The organism is Hyphomicrobiaceae bacterium (assembly GCA_041397645.1).
Lineage (GTDB): Bacteria > Pseudomonadota > Alphaproteobacteria > Rhizobiales > Hyphomicrobiaceae > Hyphomicrobium_B.
In genome coordinates, this window is sequence record JAWKWE010000008.1 from 41,759 (window position 1) to 67,834 (window position 26,076).

Here is a 26,076-nt window from a genome sequence, read left to right on the forward strand (position 1 = left end):
CGCATTCACAGGACGATCTGCGAATGCTGCGCGGAAGCGTGCGCACACTTTTGGAGCGCGCGGGCGGCATCGCGCGCGCCCGTAACGCTCGCAACAAGGGCTGGGACCGACAGGTGATGAACGAATTGGCCCATGCTGGCGTGCTCGGTGTCGCCGCTCCAGAAGCGGTCGGCGGGCTTGGCATGGGCCTTAGCGCGGCCGGTGTCATCGCGGAAGAAGTCGGTCGCGCCCTCGCGCCCGAACCGGTGGTGTCAGCCATCGCCCTTGCGATCGGAATGATTCAACGGGTATGTCCTGGCGATGCGATGCTCGCTGCAGCGATTGGCGGTGAAATCACCTGGGCCCTCGCTTGGCAGGAACGTGGTCTTCGAGGTTACCCTGACCAAATGGCGTGCCGATTCGACGGCAAGCTGCTGAACGGCTCGAAGGCCTGGATTGCCGGGGCGGTCGGCGCGGATCAATTGCTCGTGGTGGCGCAAAATGATTCGCAGCCCGTTCTCGTTGCCCTCGACGCTGATGGCAAGGGAATCTACTCGGAGCTGCGACGACAGTCCGACGGAAGCCATTGCTGTGACATCGGCTTTGTCGACGCCCCAGGTAAAGTGCTGGCCGAAGGCTCGGTGGTCTCGGAAGCATTGTCCAGCGTCGTCGCCGACGCCACGGCGCTCGCCGCCGCCGAGTTGGTCGGCGTCAGCGCAAAAGCACTCGAACTGACCCTCGATTATGTGAAGACGCGCGAGCAGTTCGGCAAACCGATTGGGTCGTTCCAGGTGATCCAGCATCGCGCCGTAGACTTGTATGTCGCTCAGCAGGTGGCCGAGGCGGGGGTGACTGAGGCGCTGGCACGGATGGATGTGAGCGCCGATCAGGGCGCGCGCATGCGTGAGGCGAGCCGCGCCAAAGCCCGCGCCTGCAGCACGGCCAAGAAGATTACCCGGGAGTCGATCCAACTTCACGGTGCAGTCGGCTATACCGACGAGTTCGACATCGGCCTGTTTCTGAACCGTGCGCTTGTGCTTTCGGCTTGGCTCGGGGACGCCGCCCACCACCGGGCTCGTTGGATGGACGCGCTCGATGTAAATGAGGCAGGATGATGATTGACTGGAATACACTGAGCGATGAAGCGTTCTGCCGCCACGTTCGCACCTTCTTCCAGACCGAATATCCCGAGGGGCTGCGCCATCTGTCACATCGGGCGAAGTTCGCCGAGATCCGCAAGTGGCACGAGAAGCTCTACGCCAACGGAATGGTCGCACCGGCTTGGCCGGTCGAATATGGCGGAATGGGCCTGGAAGCTTCGAAGCTCCTAATCTTTTACGAAGAGCAACAGCGCTGGGGCGTGACGCGGGGCCGCGACATGGGAGTGCAGATGGTCGGGCCCCTTATCATCAAGTTTGGAACCCAGGCGCAGAAAGATCACTGGCTGCCGCGTATCCTTACCTGCGAGCACATTTGGTGTCAGGGCTACTCCGAACCGGGCTCAGGCTCCGACCTCGCCAGTCTGCGCACAAACGCCGTGATTAATGGCGACCATTTCGTGATCAACGGGCAGAAGATCTGGACCACCATGGCTCATGACGCCACCCACATCTTCATGCTGGTGCGCACCGATCCTAATGCCGCGAAAAAACAGGAAGGCATCAGCTTCGTGCTCGCCGATATGAACCAGCCGGGCATCGAAGTCCGCGTGATCACAACGCTCGCGGGTGAAGACGAGTTCTGCGAAGTATTCTTCGACAATGCCCGCGCGCCCCGCGAAAACCTGGTTGGCGAACTGAACAAGGGATGGACGATGGCCAAGACGTTGCTTGGCTTTGAGAGAATCTTTATTGGAGCGCCTAACTTGGCGCAAAACGCGCTTGTTCAGCTTCGGACGATTGCGCAAGGACGCTGCATGTTCAACGACCCGGTGTTCCGCGATCGCTTTGCCAAAGTCGCTCTGGATGTTGAGGATCACGCGGCACTTTATACCCGCTTCGCCGACCAACTCAAGCGTGGCGAGACGTTAGGTCCCGACGTGTCAATGCTGAAAATCTGGGTCACTGAGACTTTCCAAGAAATTACCGAGCTCATGATCGAAGCCGCGGGACCCGACGGCGGCATGACCGGTCCGTTGCAGATCGGCAATGTCGGTGTCGACGTATTGGCAAACTTCTATAAGGCGCGACCCGCAACGATCTATGGCGGAACGAATGAGATCCAGCGCAACATCTTGTCGAAAGCCGTTCTTGGCTTGCCTGGCTGAAGAGGCAGTTCCATATTTACGGAGGAAAGCACACCATGTCTGACCGCTATGCCAAATACAACAAACTGAAATTCGACTTTCCGGCGGATCGCGTTCTCCGGATCACGTTCGATCGCCCCGAAACCTTCAACTCTGTGGACGCGGAAACGCACACGCAGATGACCGACATGTGGATCGATATCGACCGTGACCCCAACATCAACGCGGTTCTCGTAACAGGAGCCGGCAAAGCGTTTTCGGCGGGTGGCGATTTCAGCCTGATCGAGCGAATAGCTGGCAATTTCGATGAAATGATGCGGACCTGGAAGGAAGCCAAGGATCTCGTCTACAACATCATCAATTGCAATAAGCCAATCATCTCTGCGATCAATGGACCGGCCGCGGGTGCTGGGCTAGTTGTCGGAATTCTCGCCGACGTCTCGATCGCTGGTAAGCGAGCTAAAATTGTTGACGGGCACCCGCGTCTCGGGGTTGCCGCAGGTGATGTGGCTGCGATCATATGGCCGCTCCTCTGCGGTATGGCCAAGGCGAAGTATTATCTTCTGACGTGCAAGGCAATTTCCGGTGAAGAGGCTGAGCGCATTGGCTTGGTGTCCATGTGTGTCGACGATGATCAACTGCAGCAAGTTGCTCTTGATACCGCAGTTGAATTGGCAAACGGTGCGCAAAGCGCGATCCGCTGGACGAAATATTCGCTGAACAATTGGCTGCGCCAGGCTGGCCCGACTTTCGACGCTTCTACCGCATTCGAGATGCTGGGTTTCATGGGCCCTGACGTCAAGGAAGGGGTGCTATCGCATCGGGAAAAGCGTGCTCCCAATTTTCGCAAGGACTGTCCCATTTAGGTCGTGCGGAAAGGGGATCGTTACATGCCCGACGCGATTTACCGCGAGATTGCCGTAGCCTACGGTCAGGCGGCACGCAATGCGCCCGGCCTAAAGGCGCGCTTCGATGCGGCTGGTTTCGATCCTGCAAGCATCAGATCATTGAATGATCTGTCTCGCCTGCCGGTTCTGAAAAAGGAACAGCTCCTAGCGCTCCAAAGGGACAATCCGCCCTTTGGAGGGTTTCTCGCAGCAGATCCAAAAAGCCTGTCGCGGATCTATGTGTCGCCTGGACCGATCTTCGAGCCGTCTTTGGCGGGAGGTGGCGGACACGGCCTCAAGGAGCTTTTCAAGGCTGCGGGGATCACGGGAGGCGATCTTATCCTGAACACATGGTCTTATCATCTGGTTCCGGCAGGTCTTTTGTTTGACGAAGCTGCGCGTGCTGTCGGCGCGACTGTCATTCCCAGCGGTACTGGAAACCGCGAACTGCAAGCGCAGATCATTGTGGAAACCGGCGTGACCGCGATCTGCGCCAGCACGGCCTTTTTCCTTGCTCTGGCGGATAAAGTCATCGAGGCGTATGGGCGCAGCGCCTGGAAGGTGAAGTCGGCCTTCCTCGGCGGCGAGATGGGCGATTGGATGGCCAAGCGGCGTCGTATCGAGGCAGATTACGGCGTCAAGACTTGGGCCGCCTATGCTACAGCCGACCTCGGTCTTGTGGCTTACGAGGATGACGGCGAAGGGTATTCTGTGCATCCCAACCACGTGGTACAGATCTGCGATCCCATCAGTGGAGAGCCGTTGGCCGCCGGCGAGACCGGAGAAGTTGTGGTGACCGCGCGCGACGCCAACTGGCCGATGATCCGCTTGGGCACCGGCGATAGCGGCTTCGCTCTTGAGAGCGATGGAGATGGTCGCGTAACGCGTCTTTCGGCCTTGCAGGGGCGTGTCGGCGCAGCTGTCAAAGTTCGCGAGATTTTCGTCTACCCCCGCGCTGTTGAAGAAGTGGTTATTGCGACCCCCGGCGTGCGTGCCGCTCAAGCGGTGGTGACACGCGAGAACGGCCGCGACACCGTGCGTCTCTTACTCGTCGCGGAGCCCGGCGCTGATCATGCGCTGGCCCAAACGCGTGCCATGGAAGGATTCGCGACCAGTTCCCGAATTCGGGCTGATGGCGTGGATTTTGTCGATCTCCTGGAGGAAAACGCGCCGCTGATTGTAAACAAAAAAGACGTCTAGGCGGAGGGGCCAGCGTGCGACACATGCCGTCTCGCTCGTCTGCCCATGGAGCGCGGATTGCGACGAACGTATTGAAGACCATCCAACAGCAGACTCTGCAACATCACAATCAGTTCGGGCAGGGAATAATATCCATCGCGTTGATCCTTTTCGGGATTGAACCATTCAACAGTCCAATTCAGCGCTCCTAACATGGCCTGCCGCAAGGGCACAACCTTGATATCGGACCGCAGCTCACCGGATTCCTGTGCTTTGCGTAAGCAATCATCCCAAAGGTTCGCGTATTTGTGTCGAATTGGCTGATGACGTGCTCGCACCTGCTCCGGTAGTTGTCCGTAAATGCGGATATTCGCGGACGTAAATTCGCTCAAGCGAAAGAGGTATTCCATATGGGTACGGATCGCGGCAGCTATTCTGCTGCGATGATCAGGAAAATGGCTTTCCTGCGAAAGAGTCGCCGAGACGCCGCGCAACAACGCTCGCAATCCAATGTCCAGCACCTCGTCGAGTATCTCATTCTTTGACCTAAAATGATAATAGATGCTGCCTGCTTCCATGCCGGCTTCTTGTGCGATATCTCGCATGGTTGCCGCTTTGTATCCCCTGTCGCGAAAGATTCGCGCCGCGGCCGAGAGCACTTGGGCGCGCGTTCGGGATGCTTTGCCGTCCTCGGCAGTAATTACTTCTAGGGTTTCCAATTCCGTAGGATCTGGTCGTGTCAGTGGGATGCCGCGTGCCTTGGACATGCCCTCCAGAAGTAGTTTAGACATGCGCTCAGACAGCATGCTGACCGGGTAGCGAGTTGCGTCATACCATTCCACGGTCCAATTCATTGCTCCCAGCACGAACTGTCGCAGCGGCACGACTTTGATGTCGATCCGAATGTCTCCAGCCTTTTGCGCTTGTTCCAGAAACTCGTCCCATATGGATGTATAGGTCTGGCGCAGCTTCCGATGTGGCGACCTCCTAGATCGAGGAAGCCTTGAGTAGTTCCTAATATTGGCCGAGGTGAAGCTGCCTTCCCGCAGAACATGAGTTAGGTGCGTAGTGATCATTGACGCAAACGTCTGGCGGAAATCTATGCCGGACGACCTGCAGCGGTCCCGCACCTCTTGGACAGCGTTAAGAACATCCTGAACGCCCAGCTGGAGAATCTCGTCAAGGATCGCGTCCTTCGACGCAAAGTGGTAATATAAGCTGCCCGCTTCCATGTTTGCCGCAGCTGCAATTTTGCGAAGCGTCGTGGCGCTATAACCTTCATCACGGAAAAGTTTGGCGGTGGCGCTCAGGATGAGAGCCCGCGTCTGGTCGGACTTGACGGCAGCTGTATCCACCGCGTTGGGCTTTGTAGAACGCCTATCCATATCGTTTAATTTGCGTCTGGACATTGAAAGCACAAGTGCGATAATCGAACATTCGTTAGAATTTATCGCGGAATCGACTGGAGCGTATCCGCGGAAGGGAGGGTGATAACCATGCGTGGGCTAAAAGGGAAGCGGACAATCGTAACCGGTGGTGGCAGTGGGATCGGGCGCGAGGTATGCAAGCGATTTGCTGAAGAAGGCAGCGAGGTCGCCGTTTTCGACGTTAATGCGGCCGGAGCGGCCGAAACGGTGAAGATCATAAAGGAGGCAGGCGGTAAGGCCACTGCTCACGCAGTTGATATAACCGATCGTGCGGCAGTCGATGCGGCTGTGGCTGAGGTGGAGAAGGGCGGCCCCATCAACGTTCTGGTCAACAATGCGGGCTGGGACGTTCCTCGCGCTTTTCTGGAAAGCGACGCGGCCCTTTGGAAGAAGGTTATTGACATCAATCTTTACGGTCCGCTGAATCTGCATCACGCGGTACTTCCTGGCATGGTTAAAAACGGTGGTGGTCGCGTAGTTAATATCAGTTCCGACGCGGGCCGCGTAGGCTCCTCAGGCGAAGCTGTCTATTCGGCGTGCAAGGGCGGCATCATTGCTTTTACCAAGACAGTGGCACGGGAGTTGGCGCGCAAGGGAATACAGCTCAACGCGGTGGCTCCGGGGCCGACCGACACCCCGTTGTTCGCGGAATTCTCAAAGGGCGAAGGAGGCGAGAAAATCGCAGAAGGTCTCAAGCGTTCCATTCCAATGCGAAGGCTTGCACAACCGACCGACTATCCCGGAATCATCTGCTTTCTTGCTTCCGATGACGCTGGTTTTATCACGGGCCAGGTGATTTCGGTTTCTGGCGGCCTGACGATGCATGGATAACGCGCAAGGCGCTGCCCAACCAACTAACGGATTTATGTAGCCGGACTGCGCCGACTGTCAAACGCCATCCGGAACTGCCCCCTTTGCGTCATGAAGAACTGCCCCCACCCTTGGGTTCATGATGTCGGTTGAAGGTCGGCTCCGCCGCTGACGGGACGGAGGGAGGCGGAGCCGACCGGAGGGCCGTCAGCGGCGGGCGGCTTGATGAGGCCGCTCTTTCGCTTGGCGCGGAGCCGGTAGCTGTCGCCGCGGATGGTCAGCACGTGGCTGTGGTGCAGGAGCCGGTCGAGGATCGCGGTGGCGACCACCGGATCGGCGAACACGGCGCCCCATTCGGCAACGCTGCGGTTCGATGTGATCAGCATGGCGCCGGTTTCGTAGCGGCGGCTGACCAGCTGGAAGAACAGATGCGCCGCGTCGGGCTCCAGCGGCAGGTAGCCGAGTTCGTCGACGATAAGCAGCTTTGGTTTCGCCAGCGCGAGCAGTTTCTCGTCCAGGCGCCGCTCGCCATGCGCCTTGGCGAGGCCAGCGACCAGCGTCGTCGCCGTGGTGAACTGCACCGTGTAACCGGTCAGGATCGCCTCTCGCCCGAGCGCGATCGATAAATGCGTCTTACCGACGCCCGGCGGGCCGAGCAGCAGCACGTTCTCGCCGTTGGCGATCCAACGTGACGCGGCCAGGTCGCGGATCTGCTTCGGATCGATCGACGGCTGCGCCTCGAAGTCGAAGCCGGCAAGCTCCTTCACGGCCGGGAAGTGTGCGAGTTTCAGCGCCATCTCGATGCGGCGATGATCCTTGCGCACGATCTCGCGCTCGCACAGCAGGATCAGCGTCTCACGTGCCGACAGGTTCGCGCGCGCCGCCTCGTCGAGCAGGTTGTCGAGCTGGTCGCGGATGCCGGAGAGCTGCAATCGCACCAGCATGGCGTCGAGCCGATCGATTGGTGCTTCGGTAGCCTTCTTTGCGCGCGCCATCAGAAGCTCCCTCCGATCACTGCTTCGTATTCGGCAAGAGGACGCAACAACGAGGGCAGCGGAGATGACCCCGGCACTGTCGGTGTCGCGATCGCCGGTCGGCAGACCGCGCCATTGCGACCGGCAACCCCGTCGAGGTGGGCGGAATCGACGATCCGCAGCCGGCGACCCTCCGATTGCTTGTGGACCGCAACCTCGCGCATGCCGTGGCGGACGCGCACCTCGCCGGCCGCAACCGTCACTGCCACGCGCTCCCCGATCAGCCGCCAAGGCACCGAGTAGCTGTTTGTATCGATCTCGACCGCGCAATCGTTGCCAACGACACGGGTCAGTTCGCGCAACGATCCGAACGACGGCTGCCCGCCGAGCGGCTTCAACCGGTGTGCCTCGTCACGCGCAAAGCGAGCGATCGGCGCCTCGCCGGTCGTGCCGTGGATACGCAGGTTCGCCACCTCACGCTCCCACTCGGCGAGATGCGCCTCGAATGCCTCCCAGCTCGCGAAGGAATGCCCCGCGATCGCATTCTTCTTCACGTAGCCGACGCCATTCTCCGTCTTGCCCTTCGTGCGCGCCCGATACGGCGCACAGGCGCGAGGACGGAAGCCCCAATGCTTTGCGAACGCGATGAGCTTGTCGTTAAACTGGACCGACCGGCTCACCGCGTCGTGGCGCACCACCAGCGCGCGTGGATTGTCCATCAGCACCTCCTCCGGCACGCCGCCGAAGGTCGTAAACGCGCTCTCGAGCCCCGCAAACCAGTGCTCCTGCTTCTCAGCTCGGAACGCACGCACATGCAGCCGTCGCGAATGCCCGAGCGTCGCCACGAACACGAATGTTTTGACCTTCACCACGCCGATCTCGACCAGGCGCTCGCCGAAGTCGATCTGCAGCTGTCGGCCCGGTGGCGTCTCGAACCGCGTCGTTGCCAGCGCTTCGGCCTTCAGCGCCTGGCGATATGGCTGCACGGCGCGTTGCAGCGTCCGCCGGCTGACTGCCACGCCTTTCTCGGCCAACAGGTCCTGGCGCACCACATCTGCATTGCCGCGGTGCCGGATGAACCGCTCGCGCAACCAACCTTCAAGGCCATCGAGCCGCTTCGGGCGCTCAGGTGACTTGAACGGCTTCACCCCGCCCGCCGCCACGTAGTCCTTCACCGTGTGATGGCTGCAGCCCAGCTGCCGCGCAATCCGCTTCAGACCCCACCCGCACGCCCTCAGGCGCAACATCTCCGCCACGTCATCCGGCGTCTTCATCACCTGCCCCCGTGGATCAATCCACGACGAGCCTTCCGTGATTCGTTCCTCTTTCATTCACTCTCTCCTCGGCTATCCAAGGAGGGGGCAATTCCTCATGACGCCGAGGGGGCAGTTTTCCATGGCGCGCGACACCGACACGCCATATCGGATGAAATTTGTATGTTTACGCCGGCAAAGGATATCCAGGATGACAGCAGCCTAAGAGCGTTTCTGACGCGCTGGGGTCTGAAAGATTACGAAAGTCTAGTCGAGCGGGCGGACGCCGACCCCGACTGGTTCTGGTCAAGAGTTATCGGTCTTGCGGATATACGCTTTTCGCGCCCGTACCAAAAGTTGCGCGATGTGAGTGGTGGACCCGAGGATATTCGTTGGGCCGTAGACGGCACTCTCAACCTCACTGAGACCTGCCTTGACGGGCGCATCGAGGCCGGCCTTGGGCAAAAAGCCGCCATCGACTGGATCGGCGAAGACGGGGAACGGCGCGTCTGGACTTATCGCGATCTCGCCCGCGAAAGCGCCCGGGTTGCCAGCGCCCTGGCCGCTCGCGGCGTCGGCGCGGGTGATGCGGTTGGCATCTACATGCCGATGGTGCCCGAGATCGAAGCGGCCCTCCTGGGCGTTGCGAGGCTCGGCGCTATCGCCGTTCCCCTGTTCTCCGGATACCCGGCGCCGGCCGTGGCGGCACGCTTGAACGACTGCGCGGCCAAAGCGGTTTTGACGGCCGATGCGAGCAGGCGTCGCGGCAGGCCTGTTCCCATGGAATCCGTGCTGGTTGAGGCTCTGGCCGACGTGTCCAGCGTGCACACGGTGATCAGCCTGCGCCGCTTCAGCGGCAGCGCCGCCGACCCACGGCGGGATCTAGACTGGGCTGCCACAGTCGGGGCCGCAAAGGCGGATTTTGCACCTGTTCCGGTTGCATCGGACGCGCCGATGATGATTGCCTACACGTCTGGGACAACCGGCCGGCCAAAGGGGGTGGTGCACACGCATTTGGGTGTGCAGGCGGCAGCAACGACCAATTTCTTGTTGTGCCTCGACTTGAAGCTCGAGGACCGGCACCTGTGGATGACCGATATGGGCTGGGTTATGGGCCCGCTAACCTTGGTCTCGACGCTTCTGGCGGGTGCGACAGTGGTTCTGGCCGAAGGTGCGCCCTCCACGCCGGACGACCCGTTCCGCCTGCTGCGACTGGCAAGCGAACACGGCGTTACACATCTTGGCGTCGCGCCCACATTGGTGCGACAGTTCATGAGAAGCGATCCCGGACTGCTGGCGCGGTACAATCTCTCTGCGCTCCGCATCGTCGCTTCCACCGGCGAGCCTTGGACCGACGACGCCTGGCTTTGGCATCTCGAACACATCTGTCGCCGCAGGGCGGTGCCACTCAACATCTCCGGCGGTACTGAGCTCTTTGGCGCAATTCTGACGTCGACGGTGCTGCACACGCTGCAGCCCTGCGGTTTTTCGACCGAGGCATTGGGCGTTGGGGCGAAAGTGCTACGACCGGACGGGTCCGAGGCAAGGAATGGCGAGGTGGGCGAGCTGGTGGTCACCAAGCCGCCGCTAGGCCTGACGCCCACGATTTGGCAGGATCACTCGCGATATCTCGAGACCTACTGGTCGGATTATCCCGGCATTTGGCGGCATGGCGACTGGGCGCGTCGGGATTCCGACGGAACATGGTTTATTCTCGGCCGTTCGGACGACACGCTCAATATCGCCGGCAAACGTATCGGCCCGACTGAGATCGAGGCCGCACTCACTGCCACTGGTAAGGTGATCGACGCTGCGGCAATCGCAGCGCCGGATGATCTGAAAGGCTTCGCCGTAGTGTGCGTCTGCGTGCCCTCCGCTGCCGTGAAAAGAGACGACATCTTGGTGGAGCAACTGAAGGACAATGTAGCCGCCGCGGTCTCTCAACCCTTTCGCCCGCGCGAAATCCATTTTGTCGAAGCACTGCCGAAGACTCGGAGCATGAAAACCATGCGCCGCGTCGTCCGCGCAGCGTTTCTGGGCGAGAACCCGGGCGACCTGTCACCCCTACAGAATCCTGAAGCCATTGCTCCGATCGCTGCATTGAGAAACAAAGGCCGCTGACAACCGTCTCAAGGGAAACGAAAGCCGTGCAATTCGTCGCCCGGCCCCGCCGAGGGTTCTGCCCGCCTTGTCATAGTCCATCCTTTGAGGCGCGGTGTCCCAAGAAGGACCTCTTCGACAGCCGGTCTCAATGCGCTGCCAGCGGGCCGGTCCATGGCCTATGTCAACAGCTAATATCATCCACACTTAAAGGGATTGTGCTACCCGGATGCCCTCGTCAATCGCGCGCAAAGCGTCCAGTTCGGCGGCCTCCTTGGCGCCACCGATGACAGTTGCCGGAATACCCCGCTCCACCAGTGCGGCATGAAGCGTGTCGTCAGATTGTTGTCCGGTGCAAAGCACGATCGTGTCGACTACGATGACCTGGCGCCGACCATCGATCATGATGTGCAGACCCTCGTCGTCGATTCGTTCATAGCTGACGCCCGTCAGCATCTCGACGCCATACTTGCGGAGGGCGTTGCGAAGGATCCAGCCTGTGGAAACGCCGAGTCCGTCCCCGGGCTTGGAGGTTTTACGCTGCAGCATGATCACCTTGCGGGTGCCACTCACGGGTGCCAGCGGATCGGCTTTGAGTGCGCCCGCCGCGGAGAAACTTCCATCCACGCCCCAAGTGTGGAAGAAGGCCTCGCTGCCGTTGGTTTCAACAGGGGGGGTGACAAGAAACTCGGCCACGTCGAAGCCGATCCCGCCAGCGCCCATGATCGCAACCGATTTTCCCGCGGTCCGTTCCCCCGACAGGATTTCTGCATAGGTCGCCACCTTGGGGTGGTCGATGCCCGGCAGATCGGGGATGCGTGGGCCGACGCCGGTGGCAATCACCACATGATCGTACCCGCTCAGATCCTTGGGGGAGGCGCGGCGGCCAAGATGCAGGTTGACCCCGAGCTTGTCCACCTGGCGTCGGAAGTAGCGAATGGTATCGTCGAATTCGTTCTTGCCCGGAACTGCACGCGCCAGCATAAGCTGCCCGCCGAGGGTTCGGGAAGCTTCAAACAATGATACGATATGACCGCGTCGTGCCGCTTCCGTTGCGGTAGCCATCCCTGCTGCGCCGCCGCCGACAACGGCGATCCTTTTCTGCCCGGCGGCAACAGTGTCGCTCAGCTCGGACTCGCGACCGGCGCGAGGATTGACGAGGCAACTTACCGCTCGGCCAGAAAAAATGTAGTCAAGGCAAGCCTGATTGCAGGCGATGCAGGTGTTGATTTCGTCTACCCGCCCCTCTCTGATCTTGTTCACAAAAAAAGGATCAGCGAGCATTGGTCGTGCCATGGAGATAAGATCTGCATCGCCGCTTTCGAGGATGTCCTCAGCCATATCAGCAGTGCTGATGCGGTTCGATGCGACAACGGGGATGGACACGGCAGCGCGGACCCGCGCGGCAGCCTTGCGCCAAGCTCCTCGCGGTACCGGATAGGCTATCGTCGGCACGCGAGCCTCGTGCCAACCAATACCCGTGTTGATAATGTCGGCGCCGGCAGCTTCGACCTTACGGGCTAGGGCGGCGATTTCATCCGCTGGCGCGCCGCCCTCGATCAGATCGGCAGCCGAAATGCGATAGATGATCAGTAGATCCGAACCGCAACGCTGTCGTACCGCGCGTACAATCTCGACCGGAAAGCGATGGCGCTTCTCTACACTGCCTCCCCAGGAATCTTCGCGCTTGTTGGTGTGAGTCACCGTAAATTCGTTGATGAGATAGCCCTCTGAACCCATTATTTCCACGCCGTCAAAGCCTGCGGCCTGCGCATTTGCTGCCGCTTCGGCGAATTGATCGATTGTGCGCAGGATGTCGCTATCAGTCATCTCGCGCGGGATATGTCGATTGATTGGCGCGCGAATGGGGGACGGGGCTACGCAGCCGACAATCTTTGCATAGCGCCCTGCGTGAAGGAGTTGCGCGCAGATAAGGGCGCCCTCCTGATGTACTGCGTCGCAGATGGGGCGCAGCGCCTGAGCCTCATTGGGGTCGTCAAGACGCGGCCCTTGAGGGTCGAGTACGCCCTCGGCGTTAGGCGAAAACCCGCCAGTTACGATGAGCGCAACACCGCCCTGCGCACGTTCGGCGTAGAAGGCAAGTTGCGCCGCGATCGGATCGGGCTTGCACTCGAGCTTAGTGTGCATTGAACCCATGATGATCCGGTTGCGCATTTCGTGGCGTCCGACCTTAAGCGGCGAAAGCAATCTGGTGTACGTTGACGAAACCGGCGTGTTCATAATTTTCCTCCCTCGGCACTTGCCGCCTATTCTAACGTTTGTTAGGTTTCGTGCAAAGTCGATTTTAAAGGGCTTTGCGGGAGGACCATTCAATGCCTTTTCAGCCGACGGAGGATCAGGTCGCTTTTCGCGAGGTGGCCCGGCGCTTTGCGCGCGAACGATTGGCCGGCGGCTATCAAAAACGTGCCAAAGGCCATGTTCTTGATAGGGAACTGATCCGTGAAATGGGTTCGCTCGGTCTCATTGCGCCGGATCTTCCTGAAAAACTTGGCGGAATGGGCGAGAGCTCCGTTACAGCCGGTCTAATCACCGAACAAATCGCCTATGCCGATTTTAACGTCAGCTACGTGCAACTGCTGGGCTCGCTCATGGGCGGCATGGTCGCCAAACACGCCTCGGAAGACATCGCACGCGATTGGGTACCGCGCGTTATCGCCGGGGAAGCAGTAATTGGGCTCGGGCTTACCGAGCCACGCGGGGGTTCGGATGCGGCAAACCTTCAGCTGCGGGCCGACAAATCGGGCAATGGCTGGCGGCTCAATGGCGAAAAGACCTCGATGAGCTTTGCCGCACAGGCGGACGCTGCCGTTGTCTTCGCCCGCACCGGCGATCCACAGGGCGGATCGCGCGGCGTCAGTGCATTCTTTGTCAACTTGACGGAAAAAGGGATCAAGCGGACCCACTTCGACGACATCGGGACCAAGCCGGTCGGCCGCGGCTCGGTTTTCTTCGACGATGTCAATGTGCCGGCTGAATGCCTGATGGGCGAACAGGACCGCGCCTTTGGCACCATCATGGCCGGCTTTGACTATAGCCGCGCGCTGATCGGTCTGGAGTGCCTTGGTCCGGCGCAGGCCTCCGTTGATGAGACCTGGGGTTACGTGCAGGAACGCGAGGCATTCGGCGCGCCGCTCGCCCAATACCAGGGCGTTACCTTTCCGCTCGCAGAGGCCGAGACCCAGCTGACGATGATGCGTCAACTCTGCTATTTCACCCTCGATCTCCGCGATCGCGATATGCAGCATACGGCCGAAGCGGCCATGTGCAAATGGTATGTGCCTAAGACAGCCTGCGAGATCATACAGCAGTGTCTGATCTTGCACGGGCACTACGGCTACACAACCGACCTGCCGCACCATCAGCGCTACAACGACGTGCTCGGGCTTCAAATTGGCGACGGCACGGCGCAAATCCAGAAGCTCGTCATAGCGCGCGAGAAGATTGGTCGCGTGGCGCTCCAGTACGACAAGCGATCGAAGGGAGCGGCAAAATGAGCGATCCGGTCAAGACCCGAACCGAAGGCAGCACTGGAATCATCGAGTTAAGTCGGCCGGAGAAACTCAATAGTCTTTCTCTCGAGGTGCATCAGCTAATCGATGCGGCCCGTGCGAACTTTGAAAACGACGGTGGGGTCCGTGCGCTTCTGATCTGCGCTCAGGGAAAGCATTTTTGCACAGGGGCTGACCTCGTCGAAGTTAAGGCCAAAATGAACGATCCGGTGGCGCTGGATCTTTTCATTGGCTTCGGCATGGGCGTGCTGCGCCGGCTTGAGCAGAGTAGCCTGCCGGTCGTCGTGGCGGTCCAGGGCCTATGCCTCGCAGGAGGCATAGAATTGATGTTGTCGTGCGACGTCTGTTTTGCCGCGGAGACCGCGCAGTTTGGTGATCAGCACGCGCAATTTGGACTCGTTCCGGGATGGGGTGGAAGCCAGCGGTTGGTGCGTCAAATGGGTCTGCGTCGAGCGTTAGATCTGATGTTTTCTGCGCGTTGGTTGAAGGCGAATGAAGCGAAGGCGGCTGGCCTCGTCAACTATGTGGTGGCTGACGACCAACTCCGCACGGAGGCCCTGGCTTACTGTCAGAAGATCGGTACGCGCTCGCGGCGGGGCATAGCTGAAATGAAGCGGCTGGGGCGCGAGGGTATTGAGCTGTCGCTCGAGCAGGGCATGCGCCTTGAACGCGATTCTGCATTGCGCCACTTGCCAGGTGCGGACGTGGCCGAGGGGCTGTCGGCGTTTGCCGGTCGTCGAGAGCCGAAGTTCAATCAATAACGCCACGGGGTTCAACATGGATTTCAACTTGAACGATGAGCAGCGCCAAATCTACGAATATGGCGCTCAGTTGGCGCAAAGCTTTGACAACGCCTATTGGCTTGACCATGCGCGCCGGCATGTTTTCCCGCAGGAAATGTTCTCAAAGATCGCTGAGGATGGATTTTTGGGGCTTATGGTGCCCCAAGAATATGGCGGAGCAGGGCTCGGGATGACCGAGATGGCACTATTTATGGAGGGCACGGCGAATCACGGCATTCCACTTTTGATGATGGTCGTGGGACCGACCATGTCATTGGCGCACATTGCCAACCATGGAAGTGAATTTCAAAAGAAGGAGCTTTTACCAAAGGCGTGTCGCGGAGAGATCCAGTTTTGTTTTGCGATCACTGAGCCGGGAGCCGGATCGAACACCATTAAAGCCCGCACCCTTGCACGGCAAAGGGGCAACCGTTTTTCTCTAACGGGCGAGAAGACGTTTATTACTGGCGCTGATGTTGCCGACTATTGCCTGGTAGTGGCGCGTACGAAGTCGCATGAAGAGGTTCAACGCAAAACCGATGGCTTCACACTTTTCGCGGTCGATCTGAAGAAAAAGGGGATCGATAAGCAACGAGTAAAAATTTCGATTCCGCTACCCGAGGAACAATGGACGCTATTCTTCGACGACGTTGATCTGGGACCCGAAGATGTTGTGGGCCATGTGGACGAAGGCTTCTCGATTCTTTTCGATTCACTCAATCCCGAGCGTATCATCCTGGCGGCATTATGCTGCGGAATTGGCCGATTTGCGCTCAATAAGGGCGTCGCCTATGCGTCGCAGCGCAACGTATTTGGCCAGCCTATCGGTGCGCATCAAGGTGTCCAACATCCGATGGCCAAGGCGCATACCGCTGTCGAGATGGCGAGCCTCATGACTCGTCGAGCAGCTTGGGAATTCGACAATAGCCTACCCGCCGGCGCCTCGTCCAACATGGCGAAATACGCGGCTGCAGAGGCAGGTATCGAGGCGGTGGATGCGGCGCTCCAGGCTCATGGCGGATCGGGGTTTACCGAAGACACCGGCATCTACGAGCTGTATCCACTGATGCGTTTGCTGCGCACAGCGCCGGTCAATCGCGAGCTGTGTCTGAGCTTCATCGGCGAGAAAGTCATGGGTCTGCCGCGCTCCTACTGACAGTTGCGGATCGATAAGGAGGCTAAGCAATGGATTTCGGGATCAGTTTCCGGCGAACTGACGCTTACGAACGCTCGGGCTCGCGCTGCTGGCATGAAATCGAAGCGACCCCGCTCAACGAGGTTCGACGCGTTCAGGAAGAAAAGTTGATCGCGCAGATGGCCTATTTGAAGGGCAACTCGGAGTTCTACCAGAAGAAGCTGGATGCGGCCGGTGTCCGGTTCGACGACGTACGCACTATCGAGGATTTGCAGAAGCTGCCCTACACATTCAAAGCAGAGATCCGCGATAGTCTTGCCGCCCGCAAGCCATTCGGCCTTCACCTCGCGGCGAGACGTGAAGACATAATTCAGATGCAAGCCTCATCCGGCACGACGGGCAGTCCATCTTATGTTGCCCTGACCCAGTCCGACGCCGCGATGTGGCATGAAATGTCAGCGCGTTGCTTCTTTGCTAACGGCGTGCGACCTGGCGACACGGTGCTGCATGCCTTTTCGTTAGCCAAGGGCTTTGTTGGTGGAATTCCCGTCATGCAAGGTTTGCAATACATGGGCGCGATCGACGTTCCTATCGGCGCCGATGGTGGGGCGGACCGCCTCATTCGTGCATGTGCCGACATCCGCCCGCGCTGCGTCGTTGGAGCACCTAACTTTGTTCTACATCTGGGAGAGAAAACGCCCGAAGTCTTGGGCATTCAGGCGTCGCAACTGGGTGTTGAGCGAGTCATCGTGGGCGGCGAGCCGGGTGGCGGCATTCCAACGGTGCGCCGCCGTATTGAAGAACTTTGGGGTGCGAAATGCACCGAGTTGCTTGGTGGTACTGACCTTGGTGTGACCTATTGGGCCGAGTGCGAAGAGCAGTCGGGCATGCACATGGTCAGCATGGACTACATTATTACCGAACTCCTCGACCCCGATACCGGAGAAATCATCCCCTTCGAAGATGGTGCTCGTGGTGAGATGGTTTATACGGCCATTGGCCGACAAGCGAGTCCGCTTCTACGCTTCCGCTCTGGCGACTACATCGAGGTGCTAGGTACAAGTTGCTCCTGCGGTCGAACAGGGCCCAAAATTCGCTGCATCGGTCGCACCGACGACATGCTTATTGTCCGCGGTGCAAATGTGTTTCCCTCAGCCATTCATAGCGTTATCGGCGAAATGATGCCCGACACCAACGGCGTTGTTCGAGTTGTTGCCGACTTCGAAGGGCACACGACGCAGTCGGCACTCAAAGTGATTGTCGAACGCGGACCCCACCGACCTCCTGACACAGACGAGGAGCTAAAAAGCAAAATCGAGGCGCGTTTACGCGATGCGCTTGTATTCAAGGCCGACGTCCGTATCGTGAAGCCCGATACGTTCGAGAAGCCCGGCGCAGCGAAGGTTGCGCTTACTCTCCGTAAATACCCCGATCTGACATGACAATCTTCAAATCACTCCTGGACAAGGGTTCGGAAAATTTCCGAGCGAACGATGCGCAATACCGCGCAAGAATTAGAAGACTGCACGAGCTGCGGCTGGAACAACGTGCCGGCGGCCCGCCCAAAGCACGGGAGCGACACGAGGAGAAGGGCAAGATCTTGCCACGTGATCGCGTCGAACGGCTGATTGATCCAGGAAGCCCCTTTTTGGAGCTGGGTGAACTTGCGGGCCTAAATAAGTATGAAGGCGTGCCTCCTGGTGCGGGCATCATCACCGGCATTGGCGTGATCGAAGGGCGCCACTGCATGATCATTGCGAACGACGCCACCGTGAAGGGCGGCACTTATTTCGGTATGACGAGCAAGAAGCATGTGCGCGCTCAGCGTGTCGCTTGGAGCAACCGGCTGCCGGTGATCACGTTGGTGGATAGTGGTGGAGCCTTTCTGCCCGAACAAGCGAACATTTTCCCTGACGAGGGCCAGTTCGGCTCGATCTTCCACAATCAAGTAGGCATGTCGGGCGATGGCATTCCGCAGATTGCCGTGGTGATGGGGCCTTGTACCGCAGGGGGTGCCTATATTCCGGCGTTGTGCGACGAGGTTGTGATCGTGCGCGGTCAAGGATTCATGTACCTTGGCGGGCCCGAACTGACGTTCGCCGCGACTGGCGAACGGGTCGACGCCGAAACATTAGGCGGCGGCAAGATGCATTGCGCAATCTCGGGAGTGACCGACCATCTGGCTGAAAATGACGCCCATGCGCTGGCGATTACTCGACAAATCGTCGCACATCTTGGCGAGAAGACCAGTCCTCGGAAAACTCCCGTTGTGCCGAGTCCGCCCGCTTATCCGGTTGATGAAATCTACGGCATCGTCAGTCGTGACGCCAAGGTGCCAACCGATAATCGCGAAATCGTCGCGCGCCTCGTCGATGGCAGCGAACTACACGAGTTCAAGCCACTGTATGGCGACACTTTGATCACTGGTTGGGCACGTATTCACGGCCACGAGGTCGGCATCCTGGCCAACAACGGAGTGCTCTTTGTCGAGGCAGCTTTGAAGGCTGCGCATTTCATTAACCTCTGCGTGCAGCGCGACATTCCGCTTGTCTTTCTCGCCGACGTTAATGGCTTCATGGTTGGACGCGAAGTAGAGCAGGCAGGCATCGCGAAGGCGGGCGCCAAGATGATTACTGCCATGTCGTCGGCTCGCGTGCCGAAGTTCACGGTGATCACCGGTGGCTCCTACGGTGCGGGCTACCTCGCAATGTTGGGCCGACCGTTTCAGCCCGACGCCATGTTTGCCTGGCCGAACGGACGCGCGGCCATCATGGGACCAGAGCAGGCAGCGAGCGTGCTGTCCCAAGTGCGCGCTCAGATCAACGACCGAGAAGGCAAAAGGTGGACCGCCGAAGAAGAAGAGGTTTTCAAGGCACCGATTCGTCGCGAGTATGAGACGTTTCAGGATGCGTACAATTTCGCATCGAATCTTTGGATTGACGGCGTTATCGAGCCCGCCGAAACGCGCGATGTGCTCGCGCTGCTCCTAGATGTCGCCTCCCGACGTCCGAAGGTTGACAGCCACTTCGGCGTTTTTCGGTTTTAGGTGCGCCAGACCATGCGTATTAAAACACTCCTCATTGCCAACCGTGGTGAAATCGCCTGTCGGATCGCGCGCACGGCCCGCGCGCTCGGAATTGCACCGATCGGTGTTCATTCCGACGCTGACGCCAAGGCGTTGCATGTGCGCGAAATCGGCCGGTCGCTGAGAATCGGACCCGGGCCAGCTGCCGAGAGTTATTTGCGAATCGAAGCGGTGATTGCTGCCGCCCGGCAGGCCAGCGCAGACGCAATCCATCCGGGTTACGGCTTTCTGGCAGAAAATCCGGACTTCGCCCGCGCGGTGGAGGCCGCCGGTATGATCTTCGTTGGCCCCACAGTCGACACGTTGCAGCGGTTTGGCGACAAGGCCAGTGCCAAAACGGCCGCAATAGCTGCCGGCGTGCCGGTCATTCCCGGTAGCGACGGCGTAATGTCTGACGCTCTTCAGATTGCACAAGCGGTGCGGGAAGTAGGGCTTCCGGCACTCTTGAAGGCTGTTGGCGGTGGAGGCGGTCGCGGTCAGAGGTTGATCGAGAACGAAACGACGCTGAATGAAGACATCGAGAGCGCTCAACGCGAAGCGAAATCTACCTTCGGCTCCGAAGGACTTTTGCTGGAGCGCTTCCTGCCTGAGGCTCGCCATGTTGAAATTCAGATTGCTGGCGATGGTAAGGGTCGCGTATTGCATCTCTTTGAACGCGACTGCACCCTTCAGCGCCGACATCAGAAAGTGATCGAGGAAGCACCGGCTTGGGGGCTGCCACGGCCATTTCTCGATCGGATAGCTCAGGATGCGGTCCGGCTGGCGGAGGGGGTGAACTATCGAGGGCTCGGAACCGTCGAGTTCTTGGTACTGGGCGAGGAGTATTTTTTTCTTGAAGTGAATCCCCGAATCCAGGTTGAGCATCCGGTAACCGAGGCAGTCACCGGGCTAGACCTCGTCGCGCTGCAAATTCGTATCGCAGAGGAGGCAGGTTTGGGCCTGACACAGGATCAGATCACCTGCACCGGCCACGCCGTAGAGGCGCGACTTTACGCCGAGGACCCGCGGATGCAGTTCGCTCCCTCAACGGGCCTAATCACGGCGCTTTCGCTGCCGAGCGGTCTACGGATTGATAGTGGCGTCGAGGCGGGCGACAGCGTGAGCCCATTCTACGATCCGATGGTGGCGAAGTTAGTCGTGCATGATTCCAATCGAGATGCAGCTCTGGCGAAATTAGCTCGAGCACTGGACCATGTGGTTGTGGATGGCATCGAGACCAACCGCGATTTCCTGGCGGCTCTTGCGCGGAACGCCCATTTCACACGAATGCATGTCCATACCCGTTGGATTGACGGTTGCGTCGATGCGTTGGTTGTCGCTCCGCAGCGCTCGGATGAGCAGTTGTGGCAGGCGGTGGCGGCGGTCCTGTTCGTCACCAGTGGGCGCAGAGACGGAGACGCCAATCCTTGGCAAAACCGGGACAAGTTTACCGGCTGGAGACTGGGCCTTGGCGGCACGCTGGGGGAAGCCGGCCAGCGTGTGATCGTCGCTCGCTCGGCCACTTTCGCCAAGGAGCTGCGCATCAGTCCAGTGAGAAATGACCACAGCTTCGTTGTCTATAGCGACGACAGCACTTCCCTCGCCTTGCAAGTAACTGAACTTCAAGATGGCTCGTATCAGGTCACACATGAGGATGAAGCCATTACCATCGAAGCGTGCGTTCGAGGGAGTTCGATCGAGATCGACACGCCTTGCGGCCGTCACGTTTACCAAGCGTCTACATCGCTGGCTTTTGCCGAGGTAGATAGCGCCGCGGACCGCATTCTCTTGTCTCCACTAACCGGCAAAATTGTCAAGGTATTGGTCAATGAGGGGACTCCAGTAGCGGCCGGGGAGGTTGTGGCGATCCTGGAATCTATGAAGCTCGAGATTTCTATAAAGGCGATGGTGTCGGGGGTAGCGAAAAATATATCCGTTTCGCAAGGCGCGATGGTGGATCGAGGGCAGCCAATCGTCGAGATAGCTCTCTTAGAAAGTGAGGTTTCATGAGCGATTTTCCAAAATTCGTCGAGTTCAGGGAAGAGGGACCTCGGGAAGGGTTTCAGATTGAGAAGAAGATCTATTCGATCGAAGAGCGAGTTGAACTGATCGACATGCTCAGCGATACCGGGCTGAAGCGAATTCAGGTTGGCAGCTTCGTCAATCCGCAAAAAGTGCCTCAAATGGCTGATACGGCCGAACTGTTCAAGCGCATCAAGCGGGTGTCTGGCGTTAAATACACATCGCTCTGGCTTAACGACAAAGGTTTTCGCAAGGCGCTCGCTGCGCATCGGGTCGATATTGATCCGCGCCTTTTGTTCTATCCATCTGACACATTCTCGCGAAAGAACAACGACGCGTCGTCGATGGAAATGCGCGAAAAGCAGCGCGAATGGGTTAAGCTCTACAAAGAAGACGGTTACGCTGTCGAGACGGCGTACGTGATGACCGCATTCGGATGCAATTTCGAAGGACCGATTCCGCAGGATCGCGTCTTAGACGATTTCCGCTACATTCTGGAGCTTTGTGCAGAAGAAAATATCGCGCTGCCGATTTTTGTTGTGGCCGACACAATGGGCTGGGGCAATCCCGAGTCGGTTAAGCGCATGATCGGAGCGCTGAAAGACCTGGCGCCTGACGCACGCATTGGCATGCATCTACACGACACCAGAGGTCTTGGGATAGCTAACGTTCATGCGGCGCTTTCTATGGGCGTTGACATGTTTGAGAGCTCCGTCGCCGGATTGGGCGGATGTCCGTTTGCAGGTCACGGCCATGCGCGCGCCGCCGGGAATGTCTGCACCGAGGATGCTGTGTTTCTGTGCCATGAACTCGGCATAGCGACCGGGGTCGATCTCGATAAATTAATCGCCGCTTCCGCTTATGCCGAAAAGATTATTGGTTCCCCGTTAATGGGCCGCGTGATGCATTCGGGTGGCCTCGAGAAGTATCGTAAGGTCAGCTGAAGAACGATCGAAAGAGCGGCTTGCTTGGTGAAGTGATCTGGTGATCACAGCGGTAAATCGGGGCACTGATTGAAAATCGCGCTGACAGCCGCAGAGGATTGTGTAGTCGTTGCGGTCAGGGCTAATAGCGAAAGCATCTGGCCAGAAAAGCCCGGCACGCAAAAAGCAGCGGACCAAAGGAGGAAGGGATGTCGAATGTACTCCTGGCTGCGGGTCAGACAAATGTCTACGGACTATTCAGAACTTGTGCACAAAAGCAGCCATTTGGTACCGCGCTCGAGTATGAGGGGGGTACTGTTTCATACGGTGAACTTCTGAAGAGAGTGGATGGGCTTGCTTCCGCCTTACTCAATAGAGGCGTCAATACAGGCGACCGTATTGCAATCCTTTCGCATAACCGTCCCGAGTATGTCGAACTGCAGCTGGCAGCGGCGGCAATCGGCGCTGTCGTGGCGTGCTTAAACTGGCGGCTGGCGCCGGCCGAACTCAAGCATTGTATCGAACTTGTTGAGCCGGTGGTGGCGGTCGTGGAGCCAGAATTGCTTGCGACGTTTGTCGCCGTGTCTCAATTGCCGATAATCGAAGTCGGCGTTGAGTGGATCCGCATGCGCTCGTCGGCCGCCCTCGATTCGAGGCTGGGAACGATGCTCGATAGCAATGAGCAGGGTTTGACTATTCTTTTTACCTCAGGGACCACGGGACTACCCAAAGGCGCGCTGATCAGTCATCGCGCACATGTGGCGCGCGCCATGGCTTTTGCAGCGGAACTAATGCTTGATTCACGAGACGCCTTTGTTGCCTGGGCGCCTATGTTCCACATGGCCTCGACCGACCATATGCTGGCAACGCTCCTGCGAGGAGGTACGGTTGTTGTCATCAACGGCTTCGAGCCAGAGGCGATCAACCGTGCGTTGGCGCAGCACGAGATCGGATGGCTGGTGATGATGCCAGGCGTGCTAGATGCCTTCATAGAGTTGCGGAAAGCCAACCCAGGGCCAATCAAGGGGATTAAGGTCTGCGGCGCTATGGCGGATCTTGTGCCGCGGCATCAGATCGCGGAGCTGACGCGCCTGTTGGATGCCCCCTATCTGAACTCCTTCGGCGCTACTGAAACGGGTCTGCCGCCGGCAAGTGGGTCTGTCATTGAGGTCGGCGTGACACCGACCGATCTAGCCAAGCGGATTTCATCGTTTTGTGAGATCAGGTTGGTTGATCCTTTAGACAACGATGTGCCCGATGGCGAGCCGGGCGAAATGGCGATCCGCGGGCCTACCCTGTTTTCAGGCTACTGGAATGCTCCTGAAACCAACGCCGTCGATTTCAGAGGTGGCATGTTCCATATGGGTGATACGTTTCGGCGGCTCCCCGATGGACGCGTCGATTTCGTTGATCGAGTGAAATATATGATCAAGAGCGGAGGTGAAAACGTTTACCCGGCCGAAATCGAGCGAGTGTTATTGGCTCATCCAGCAGTTCTGGAAGCCGCAGTCGTGAAAGCTAGCGACCCTAAGTGGGGAGAAACGCCAGTAGCGTTCGTCGCTTGTGATGAGGCAGCAGTTCGCGCCGATGAATTGTTGCTACTCTGCAACGAACGGCTGGCCAGATACAAACGACCAAGAGAAATCCGGTTCATCGCGTTCGATGATTTCCCGCGTTCGACCAGCGGCAAAGTCCAGCGTCACGTTCTGGAAGACCGCTTGAAAGAGCAAAGTCTCGGTAATCGAACAAGCAATTCAGTGTGATCCAGGAATCCGGGAGAACTGCAACGCGTGTGAATTCGCACTTGACGACGCATTTGTTTCGCAGGTCGGTCAATTCCAATGTCTGTCACCGCATACAGTGTCGAGCGGTAGCCGATCGTCGTCACATTACCAGAAAGTGGAATAGCCCCTTGGCCACGGGGTTCTCTGGCTCCGCCTGCCAACTTACGGCTTGGACACTTGCCATCCTGCGCCCTTTCCTCAACACCACAGCTCGCACATTCAGTGGCTCTGCGATCGCAGGCCTTAGGTAATCCACCGTAAGATTGATCGGCTTCGGACTCCGTTGTTCAAGGTCTTGCCAAACTGCTACGGATGCGACCACTTCCATAACGCTGGCAATGATGCCGCCATGGTAGTAGTTCATGACAGGATTGCCTATGTAGTTTTCAGAAAAAGGCATCCGACCGGAGACTTGTCTGTCCTCGATGTCCACGATGGTGAAGTCAAGAAACCTGAAGAAGGGCCTTGTCATCAGTAGTGCAGTTGTCTCCTCGGGAGTCATGCTGGGTCCCGCGGTTTCTGGTCATCGAAAAAGCTTTTCTCGCCTCGTGTCAAAGCGAAGGTAGCAGCGCCCCGTGCAACTTCGTCGCCCTTGTCATCATCAAACCAAATGACGCCGGAGTTGAAAGCAATATGGCGAGTCTGGTGGTAGCATTTGGCGCGCACCAGCACATCAGCGCGCGATTGTGCTGGCCTGAGGTAATCCACGCGCAAGTCAAGCGTGGCCATGGTACTGATGTCGTCGACTTCAATGAAATTGACGATTCCAAATACGCTATCCAGTAGCGCAGTCAGTACTCCGCCATGGAGAAGGGTCGGCGGCTCGTCAATACAGAAAATGGGGTTAAACGGCATGCGGACTGTCACGCCGTCAGGCCCGAGCCCCTCGATCCGAAGGTTCATCTGAGTAATGAGACCTTTTGCCCTCGTGATCCAGAGAGTGCTTATTTGCTCAAAGCGTTGCTGATCTTTGAGGAGCATCGGTTCGAACCTAGATGATGATTGCAGGAGGGACTTGGCGGAGATTTTCGGTTACTTGGGCAACTTCTAGGGAAAGGCGGCGTGGTACGACCCGCATGGTAAGGGTGGCAAGAAATCAGCCGTGTCGTCGATCGCCGCGTTCGCGGTTAACAAACATTTCGGTGTTGATCATGTCGCGCGCGTCGTGTGCGAGGTGGAGGGTTTCCCCACCGTCCACGTACCAATCTTCACCGGTGATGAATTTGCCCAGCTTTGACGCAAGAAAGATAATCGCGCCAGCGACATCCTCAGGGCCGCCCATGCGGTTCAGAACGGAACGGTTGAGTTCACTCCATCTCTGCGGGGGAATCGGATAGCGTCCGAGCGCCTCCGTCTTGACGGTGCCGGGTGCTACGCAATTGAGCCTGATTCCATATTGTGCCCACTCGGCGGCGAGGGTCTTCATTAATCCGGTCACGCCCGCGCGTGCAGCGGCGGTGTGAGCGAAGCCGGTTAAGGCGGTGCGGCTCACCGCCGTCACAAAGACGATGGAGCCGCCATGGTCGAACATGAAGTGATCGGCGACGGCCCTCGTCATCTGCCGTGATCCAATTAGATTGTTACGAATTACGGCCTCAAAACCTTTATTGGTAATATCGCGTGCGGCGGCGACATACTGCCCACCCGCGTTGTTGACCAACACATCCAAGTGCCCGTAGTCCTCCTTGATGCGGCGCATCGCAGAAGCAACACTTCCTTCATCTCGGATGTCGCCCGAAATCACTAATGCTTCGCCGCCATGAGATCTAATCATCTCAGCGGTTTGCCGCAGCGGCCCCTCTTGGCGAGCGAAAAGCACGACTTTTGCTCCGCAGCGTGCCATTTCGATCGCGGTTGCGCGGCCCATACCAGAGCCGCTGCCGGTGACGAGCGCGACTTGATCAATCATTAGGCTAGGGGCGAATCGACCCCCGATTTCCTCGTTCATTTCCGATCTCCAACATCGGTCAGGACGACTTCCA

Annotated in this window: 21 protein-coding genes; 14 read left to right on the forward strand and 7 right to left on the reverse strand. The window is 58.6% G+C overall.

What is annotated here, in order from left to right; all coding sequences use genetic code 11:
• Positions 1-23: 23 nt before the first annotated feature.
• From R3D51_18945 to R3D51_18960, 4 genes are read left to right on the forward strand one after another with little or no spacing between them, the layout of a single operon-like run.
• Positions 24-1,094, forward strand: coding sequence for an acyl-CoA dehydrogenase family protein (locus tag R3D51_18945; protein MEZ5901562.1), 1,071 nt, complete (start codon positions 24-26; stop codon positions 1,092-1,094).
• Positions 1,091-2,245: an acyl-CoA dehydrogenase family protein gene (locus R3D51_18950; protein ID MEZ5901563.1), complete on the forward strand. Its 1,155-nt coding sequence runs from the start codon at positions 1,091-1,093 to the stop codon at positions 2,243-2,245. Before R3D51_18945 ends, R3D51_18950 begins: the two co-directional genes overlap by 4 nt.
• A 35-nt stretch (positions 2,246-2,280) precedes the next feature.
• Positions 2,281-3,090, forward strand: a complete 810-nt coding sequence (locus tag R3D51_18955; protein MEZ5901564.1) for an enoyl-CoA hydratase/isomerase family protein — start codon at positions 2,281-2,283, stop codon at positions 3,088-3,090.
• A gap of 24 nt (positions 3,091-3,114) precedes the next feature.
• Positions 3,115-4,311, forward strand: a complete 1,197-nt coding sequence (locus tag R3D51_18960; GenBank protein ID MEZ5901565.1) for a hypothetical protein — start codon at positions 3,115-3,117, stop codon at positions 4,309-4,311.
• Here the strand turns inward: R3D51_18960 and R3D51_18965 are convergent.
• Entirely contained in the window at positions 4,308-5,645 is a 1,338-nt protein-coding gene (locus tag R3D51_18965; GenBank protein MEZ5901566.1) for a TetR family transcriptional regulator, read from the reverse strand. The two genes, R3D51_18960 and R3D51_18965, sit on opposite strands and share 4 nt — an antisense overlap.
• A 141-nt stretch (positions 5,646-5,786) precedes the next feature.
• Between R3D51_18965 and R3D51_18970 the strand changes: the two genes are divergently transcribed.
• On the forward strand, positions 5,787-6,548 hold the full coding sequence (locus R3D51_18970) for a glucose 1-dehydrogenase (GenBank protein ID MEZ5901567.1): 762 nt from the start codon (positions 5,787-5,789) through the stop codon (positions 6,546-6,548).
• Positions 6,549-6,664: 116 nt separating this feature from the next.
• Here the strand turns inward: R3D51_18970 and istB are convergent, their stop codons facing one another.
• Together istB and istA are read right to left on the reverse strand one after the other, a co-directional pair.
• The gene (istB, locus tag R3D51_18975; GenBank protein ID MEZ5901568.1) at positions 6,665-7,522 is read right to left on the reverse strand and encodes an IS21-like element helper ATPase IstB; all 858 of its coding nucleotides are present in this window, start codon (positions 7,520-7,522) and stop codon (positions 6,665-6,667) included.
• A complete protein-coding gene (gene istA / locus R3D51_18980; GenBank protein MEZ5901569.1) occupies positions 7,522-8,775 on the reverse strand; it encodes an IS21 family transposase in 1,254 nt (417 codons plus the stop codon). The genes istB and istA overlap by 1 nt, the downstream gene beginning before the upstream one ends.
• Positions 8,776-8,937: 162 nt before the next feature.
• On the opposite strand from istA, the gene R3D51_18985 reads away from it, so the two are divergent.
• Positions 8,938-10,875 (forward strand): AMP-binding protein, encoded by a 1,938-nt coding sequence (locus R3D51_18985; protein ID MEZ5901570.1) that lies wholly within the window; start codon positions 8,938-8,940, stop codon positions 10,873-10,875.
• Positions 10,876-11,061: 186 nt separating this feature from the next.
• Here the strand turns inward: R3D51_18985 and R3D51_18990 are convergent, their stop codons facing one another.
• A complete protein-coding gene (locus R3D51_18990) occupies positions 11,062-13,095 on the reverse strand; it encodes an NADPH-dependent 2,4-dienoyl-CoA reductase (GenBank protein MEZ5901571.1) in 2,034 nt (677 codons plus the stop codon).
• Between the two features lie 92 nt (positions 13,096-13,187).
• Here R3D51_18990 and R3D51_18995 point away from each other — a divergent pair, with 92 nt between their 5' ends.
• The 8 genes from R3D51_18995 to R3D51_19030 all read left to right on the forward strand — a co-directional run bounded on the left by R3D51_18995 (position 13,188) and on the right by R3D51_19030 (position 24,073).
• On the forward strand, positions 13,188-14,369 hold the full coding sequence (locus tag R3D51_18995; GenBank protein MEZ5901572.1) for an acyl-CoA dehydrogenase family protein: 1,182 nt from the start codon (positions 13,188-13,190) through the stop codon (positions 14,367-14,369).
• Positions 14,366-15,145 carry an enoyl-CoA hydratase/isomerase family protein gene (locus tag R3D51_19000; protein ID MEZ5901573.1) on the forward strand — a complete coding sequence of 260 codons (780 nt, stop codon included), beginning with the start codon at positions 14,366-14,368 and terminating at the stop codon, positions 15,143-15,145. Before R3D51_18995 ends, R3D51_19000 begins: the two co-directional genes overlap by 4 nt.
• A gap of 16 nt (positions 15,146-15,161) precedes the next feature.
• Positions 15,162-16,322, forward strand: coding sequence for an acyl-CoA dehydrogenase family protein (locus R3D51_19005; protein ID MEZ5901574.1), 1,161 nt, complete (start codon positions 15,162-15,164; stop codon positions 16,320-16,322).
• A 29-nt stretch (positions 16,323-16,351) separates the two neighbouring features.
• Positions 16,352-17,743, forward strand: a complete 1,392-nt coding sequence (locus R3D51_19010) for an AMP-binding protein (protein MEZ5901575.1) — start codon at positions 16,352-16,354, stop codon at positions 17,741-17,743.
• Positions 17,740-19,347 (forward strand): carboxyl transferase domain-containing protein, encoded by a 1,608-nt coding sequence (locus tag R3D51_19015; GenBank protein ID MEZ5901576.1) that lies wholly within the window; start codon positions 17,740-17,742, stop codon positions 19,345-19,347. Before R3D51_19010 ends, R3D51_19015 begins: the two co-directional genes overlap by 4 nt.
• Before the next feature lie 12 nt (positions 19,348-19,359).
• Positions 19,360-21,375: a biotin carboxylase N-terminal domain-containing protein gene (locus R3D51_19020; protein ID MEZ5901577.1), complete on the forward strand. Its 2,016-nt coding sequence runs from the start codon at positions 19,360-19,362 to the stop codon at positions 21,373-21,375.
• A complete protein-coding gene (locus R3D51_19025) occupies positions 21,372-22,331 on the forward strand; it encodes a hydroxymethylglutaryl-CoA lyase (GenBank protein MEZ5901578.1) in 960 nt (319 codons plus the stop codon). Before R3D51_19020 ends, R3D51_19025 begins: the two co-directional genes overlap by 4 nt.
• Before the next feature lie 188 nt (positions 22,332-22,519).
• Complete coding sequence (locus R3D51_19030; protein MEZ5901579.1) at positions 22,520-24,073, forward strand: AMP-binding protein; 1,554 nt, start codon at positions 22,520-22,522, stop codon at positions 24,071-24,073.
• Between the two features lie 121 nt (positions 24,074-24,194).
• On the opposite strand, the gene R3D51_19035 is transcribed toward R3D51_19030, so the two are convergent.
• From R3D51_19035 to R3D51_19045, 3 genes are all read right to left on the reverse strand, one after another.
• The gene (locus tag R3D51_19035; GenBank protein MEZ5901580.1) at positions 24,195-24,596 is read right to left on the reverse strand and encodes a PaaI family thioesterase; all 402 of its coding nucleotides are present in this window, start codon (positions 24,594-24,596) and stop codon (positions 24,195-24,197) included.
• Positions 24,593-25,075, reverse strand: a complete 483-nt coding sequence (locus R3D51_19040) for a PaaI family thioesterase (GenBank protein MEZ5901581.1) — start codon at positions 25,073-25,075, stop codon at positions 24,593-24,595. Before R3D51_19040 ends, R3D51_19035 begins: the two co-directional genes overlap by 4 nt.
• 115 nt (positions 25,076-25,190) lie before the next feature.
• The gene (locus R3D51_19045) at positions 25,191-26,042 is read right to left on the reverse strand and encodes an SDR family oxidoreductase (protein ID MEZ5901582.1); all 852 of its coding nucleotides are present in this window, start codon (positions 26,040-26,042) and stop codon (positions 25,191-25,193) included.
• Positions 26,043-26,076: the final 34 nt, after the last annotated feature.

Excerpts from the sequence above, each read along its gene's own strand:
- R3D51_18945 (MEZ5901562.1), top strand. The coding sequence starts at position 24 with ATGCTGCGCGGAAGCGTGCGCACACTTTTGGAGCGCGCGGGCGGCATC.
- R3D51_18950 (MEZ5901563.1), top strand. The coding sequence starts at position 1,091 with ATGATGATTGACTGGAATACACTGAGCGATGAAGCGTTCTGCCGCCAC.
- R3D51_18955 (MEZ5901564.1), top strand. The coding sequence starts at position 2,281 with ATGTCTGACCGCTATGCCAAATACAACAAACTGAAATTCGACTTTCCG.
- R3D51_18960 (MEZ5901565.1), top strand. The coding sequence starts at position 3,115 with ATGCCCGACGCGATTTACCGCGAGATTGCCGTAGCCTACGGTCAGGCG.
- R3D51_18970 (MEZ5901567.1), top strand. The coding sequence starts at position 5,787 with ATGCGTGGGCTAAAAGGGAAGCGGACAATCGTAACCGGTGGTGGCAGT.
- istB (MEZ5901568.1), bottom strand. The coding sequence starts at position 7,522 with ATGGCGCGCGCAAAGAAGGCTACCGAAGCACCAATCGATCGGCTCGAC.
- istA (MEZ5901569.1), bottom strand. The coding sequence starts at position 8,775 with ATGAAGACGCCGGATGACGTGGCGGAGATGTTGCGCCTGAGGGCGTGC.
- R3D51_18985 (MEZ5901570.1), top strand. The coding sequence starts at position 8,938 with ATGTTTACGCCGGCAAAGGATATCCAGGATGACAGCAGCCTAAGAGCG.
- R3D51_18990 (MEZ5901571.1), bottom strand. The coding sequence starts at position 13,095 with ATGAACACGCCGGTTTCGTCAACGTACACCAGATTGCTTTCGCCGCTT.
- R3D51_18995 (MEZ5901572.1), top strand. The coding sequence starts at position 13,188 with ATGCCTTTTCAGCCGACGGAGGATCAGGTCGCTTTTCGCGAGGTGGCC.
- R3D51_19000 (MEZ5901573.1), top strand. The coding sequence starts at position 14,366 with ATGAGCGATCCGGTCAAGACCCGAACCGAAGGCAGCACTGGAATCATC.
- R3D51_19005 (MEZ5901574.1), top strand. The coding sequence starts at position 15,162 with ATGGATTTCAACTTGAACGATGAGCAGCGCCAAATCTACGAATATGGC.
- R3D51_19010 (MEZ5901575.1), top strand. The coding sequence starts at position 16,352 with ATGGATTTCGGGATCAGTTTCCGGCGAACTGACGCTTACGAACGCTCG.
- R3D51_19015 (MEZ5901576.1), top strand. The coding sequence starts at position 17,740 with ATGACAATCTTCAAATCACTCCTGGACAAGGGTTCGGAAAATTTCCGA.
- R3D51_19020 (MEZ5901577.1), top strand. The coding sequence starts at position 19,360 with ATGCGTATTAAAACACTCCTCATTGCCAACCGTGGTGAAATCGCCTGT.
- R3D51_19025 (MEZ5901578.1), top strand. The coding sequence starts at position 21,372 with ATGAGCGATTTTCCAAAATTCGTCGAGTTCAGGGAAGAGGGACCTCGG.
- R3D51_19030 (MEZ5901579.1), top strand. The coding sequence starts at position 22,520 with ATGTCGAATGTACTCCTGGCTGCGGGTCAGACAAATGTCTACGGACTA.
- R3D51_19035 (MEZ5901580.1), bottom strand. The coding sequence starts at position 24,596 with ATGACTCCCGAGGAGACAACTGCACTACTGATGACAAGGCCCTTCTTC.
- R3D51_19040 (MEZ5901581.1), bottom strand. The coding sequence starts at position 25,075 with ATGCTCCTCAAAGATCAGCAACGCTTTGAGCAAATAAGCACTCTCTGG.
- R3D51_19045 (MEZ5901582.1), bottom strand. The coding sequence starts at position 26,042 with ATGAACGAGGAAATCGGGGGTCGATTCGCCCCTAGCCTAATGATTGAT.